This window comes from Phenylobacterium aquaticum (assembly GCF_947378715.1).
GTDB classification, from domain to species: domain Bacteria; phylum Pseudomonadota; class Alphaproteobacteria; order Caulobacterales; family Caulobacteraceae; genus Phenylobacterium; species Phenylobacterium aquaticum_A.
The window spans coordinates 1-3718 of the sequence record NZ_CANCLE010000251.1; the positions used below are offsets into that span (position 1 = coordinate 1).

The 3718-nt window shown below is 69.6% G+C and carries 4 protein-coding genes; all 4 read right to left on the reverse strand.

Going from position 1 to position 3718, the window contains the following annotated elements:
* The coding region (locus Q7P21_RS19990; protein ID WP_369695359.1) for a DUF4167 domain-containing protein at nt 1-1070 on the reverse strand (1070 nt) is incomplete at its 3' end.
* A 265-nt stretch (nt 1071-1335) separates the two neighbouring features.
* Nucleotides 1336-2205 carry a peptide chain release factor N(5)-glutamine methyltransferase gene (gene prmC / locus Q7P21_RS19995; RefSeq protein WP_304169590.1) on the reverse strand — a complete coding sequence of 290 codons (870 nt, stop codon included), beginning with the start codon at nt 2203-2205 and terminating at the stop codon, nt 1336-1338.
* Nucleotides 2202-2975: an MOSC domain-containing protein gene (locus Q7P21_RS20000; RefSeq protein ID WP_304180082.1), complete on the reverse strand. Its 774-nt coding sequence runs from the start codon at nt 2973-2975 to the stop codon at nt 2202-2204. Before Q7P21_RS20000 ends, prmC begins: the two co-directional genes overlap by 4 nt.
* A gap of 29 nt (nt 2976-3004) precedes the next feature.
* The coding region (locus tag Q7P21_RS20005; RefSeq protein WP_304180080.1) for a peptide chain release factor-like protein at nt 3005-3718 on the reverse strand (714 nt) is incomplete at its 5' end.

A 3718-nucleotide genomic window follows, 5' to 3' on the forward strand; every position in this document is an offset into this window, starting at 1 on the left:
CGCTTGGCGGCCTCGTCATCACCGGCGGCTTCAGGGGCCGGAGCCGCTGGCGCCGCAGCGGCCGGAGCCGGCGTGGCCCGGGGCGCCTTGGCCTTCAGGAAGGCCGGAGCGTGGCTTTCGCCGCCGTCGTCATCGCGCAGCACCGGAGAGCTGCGGTCCTCGGTCACCACCAGCGGAGCGGCCTGGGGTTCGACCACGGCGAGCGGGTCGCGTTCGGGACGGTCCTCGCGCGGACGATCTTCCCGGTCGCGCCAACGGTCGCGACGGCCGCCTTCGAAATTGCGCGGACGCTCCTCGCGGGGCTGACGCTCTTCGCGGGGGCGTTCATCACGGGGGCGTTGTTCATCGCGCGGACGCTCGTCACGGGGACGATCATCACGCGGACGATCGTCGCGGGCGGCGCGGTCCTCGCGGGGACGATCATCCCCCCGCGGTCGGTCGTCGCGGTTGCGGTCATTGCGCGGGCGATCGTCGCCCTGGCCTTGGCCTTGGCCCTGATTGTCACGGGGGCGGTCGTCACGGTCGCGATAGCGGCCCTGACCCTGCTGGCCCTGGCCGTCGCGGTTGCGTTCGCGATCGTCCCGGTCGCGCCAGCTGTTGCGATCCCCGGCGCCGTTGTTCGCGCCGGCGCCATTTCCGTTGCTGGCGCCGTTACCGGCGGCGTTGCGGCCCTCGGATTCGTTCCAGGCGGCTTCGGATTCCGCGTCTGCGTCGGCCTGGAGCGCGGCCTGGGCCCCGCTCTCGTCCTCGAAGTCCAGGTCGAACCCGGACACGAACTGGTCGCGTCCCAGGATCTCGCTGGCCGACTTGGTCGGCTGCATGGCCCGGATCGTGCGGAAATAGTGCTCCGCGTGCTGCAGGTAGTTCTCGGCCAGAACCCGGTCTCCAGCCCCGCCGGCGTCGCGCGCCAGCTGTTGGTACTTTTCGAAGACGTGCTGGGCGTTGCCGCGGACCTTGACGCCCTCCGGACCGTTCGAATCGAAGGCCCGGTTCGCGTTCTGCTGCTGAGGTTTACCCCCGCCGCTGCTGCCGCCACTGCCGCCGCGATTGCGGCCGCGCTGACGCTTCATACCCTTGAAATCTCTCATTCTTTGCTAACCATCTTGCCGCCGCTGGGCTACAGCCTGAGCGCGCGGCCTGTCCTTTCGCCTTGCCCGGGCGAATGGCCCGGGAAATCGTGTTGAAGACGTAAGTGTTCCCCGTCGTCCGCCCTGACCTGAGCGCGCGTCACGAGGAGTCGTGCGCCTGCTGGAGCGGCTCTCGATCCCAGAAATCAAGGATCCGAAACCTGTAGCACCAGCGAATTGGGTGGAGACAGGAACCTGACTTAGCGAGTCAGGGCCGGGTTTCCAAGGGGTTTTTCGCGCCGGTGACCACACGGTCCTGGTTGGCGAGGTCGAGCAGGGTCCTGACGCCGCTTGCGCCAGCATCCCGGAACAGCGCCTCGACCGGGGCCTTCTGGTCGTAACCGATCTCGACGGCAAAGGTTCCGCCGGGCTTCAGCACCCGCAGGATCTCCGGGGCCAGGATGCGATAGGCGTCCAGGCCGTCCGCCCCGCCGTCCAGCGCCAGCCGGGGCTCGTGCACGCGCACCTCCGGCTCCAGGGTCTCGATCACATGGGTGGCGATATAGGGCGGGTTGGAGACCACCAGGTCAAAGCTGTCGTCGGAAAGGCCCGAGGTCCAGTCGCCGCGCAGCAGGGCCACCTGGCCGCCCAGGCCCAGATTGGCGGCGTTCTCCCGGGCCACGGCCAGGGCCTCCTCGGAGACATCGATCCCCAGCCCCTTGGCCGCCGGCCGCTCGGCCAGCACCGCCAGCAGGATCGCGCCCGAGCCGACGCCCAGGTCGAGCATGTTGAAGGCCATGGTCTCGGGGAAGGCCTTGAGCACGGTGTCGACGATGACCTCGGTGTCCGGGCGCGGGGTCAGCACGTCCTTGGTCACCGACAGCATGATCTTCCAGAAGCCCTTGCGGCCCAGGATATGGCTGACCGGTTCGCGGCGGACCCGGCGGGCGATGTAGTCGGCCAGCAGGGCTTCCTGGTCGGGGGTGAGCGCGCGATAGGGATCGCCGATGATGTCGGCGCGGGTGGCGTCGGCGGCGGCCTCGACCAGCAGGCGGGCGTCGATCACCGGCCCGACCAGGCCGGCGGCCTCCAGCGCCGCCTTGGCGCCTTGCCAGGCCTTGAGAAGGGTCTGGCTCATGCGGCCTCCGGCTGGGGGGTGGTGCAGGCGTCGCCCAGGGTCACGGCGCCGCCGTCGGTGACGTGGACATAGATGCCGCAGTGCATGTGGCCATAGTGGTCGAACAGGGCCTTCACCAGGTCCATGTCGCGCTCGGCGGTGGTCGGGTCCACATGGGTGGCGACGCAGCGGACGATGGGCTTGTAGACCTTGGCGCGGGCGAAGCCGACCATCAGCGAACGGTCGGTCCAGTCGTTCTCGACCCAGGCCGGCCAGCCCTCGACATAGATATTGCCGCGAAAGCGCAGGGGGTCGATCGGGCGGCCGACCTTGGCCTCCAGGTCGCGGATGCTGTTCATGTTGACGATCGAGACATGGCCCAGCGGGTGGTCCATGAACCGGTGGCCGGGGGCCTGGACCAGCTTCAGCGGGCCGGTCGCCGCCTCGCCCAGAAGGCCGCCCAGCCAGGCGCAGAACGCCTCGGCCCCGGCCGGGTCGGTCAGGGCGCCGGCGAAGTCGGGCTGGCCGGCCGCCGTGGCGGTGAGCAGGCCGGTGGCCTCGTCATAGGCGGTGCGGGCCTTGGCCACCTCGGCCATGGCGGCCAGCACCGTGAACTTCTGCTTGCGGACAAAGGCCGGGGCGGCGGGATCGAAGCCGGACGGACCGTTCTCCACCGCATAGAGCCGGTCGCAGGGGAACGGCCCTCCGGCCTTCAGGGCGGCTGTGGTCAGGCGCTCGGGCGTGAAGCCCTTGACGGGATGGCGGAAGAGGGCGGCGACGTGGGCGTCCATGGCGTTCCGGGGCCGCATGCGCGGCGCTTCTAGTTGAACTCGTCTTCCAGGGCCGACAGGCGGGCGGCCTGGTCTTCGGCGATCAGCGGATTGATCACGTCGTCCAGCGCCTCGCCCTCGAGGACCTTGGGCAGATTATAGAGGGTCAGGTTGATCCGGTGATCGGTCACCCGGCCTTGCGGAAAATTATAGGTGCGGATGCGCTCCGACCGGTCGCCGGAGCCGACCTGGCTCTTGCGGTCCTCGGAGCGGGCGCTGTCCAGGGCCTCGCGCTGCATGTCGTAGAGCTTGACCTTCAGGGCCTTCATGGCCCGGGCCCGGTTCTGGTGCTGCGACTTCTCGGAACTGGTCACCACGATGCCGCTGGGCAGGTGGGTGATGCGCACAGCGGAGTCGGTCTTGTTGACGTGCTGGCCGCCGGCCCCGGACGAGCGATAGGTGTCGATGCGAATGTCCTGGTCGCGAATCTCGATCTCCACGTCCTCCGGCTCGGGCAGGACGGCGACGGTGGCGGCGGAGGTGTGGATGCGCCCGCCGGCCTCGGTCTCCGGCACCCGCTGCACCCGGTGGACGCCGCTCTCGAACTTCAGCCGGCCGAACACCCCGTCGCCGGAGATGGCGGCGATGATTTCCTTGTAGCCGCCGACCTCGCCCTCGGAGACCGAATCGATCTCGACCCGCCAGCCGTGCAGGGCGGCGTAGCGCTGGTACATGCGGAACAGGTCGCCGGCGAACAGGGCCGC

What these genes read in the sequence shown, in the direction of transcription:
- prmC (WP_304169590.1), bottom strand. Translation starts at nt 2,205, where the DNA reads ATGAGCCAGACCCTTCTCAAGGCCTGGCAAGGCGCCAAGGCGGCGCTG.
- Q7P21_RS20000 (WP_304180082.1), bottom strand. Translation starts at nt 2,975, where the DNA reads ATGGACGCCCACGTCGCCGCCCTCTTCCGCCATCCCGTCAAGGGCTTC.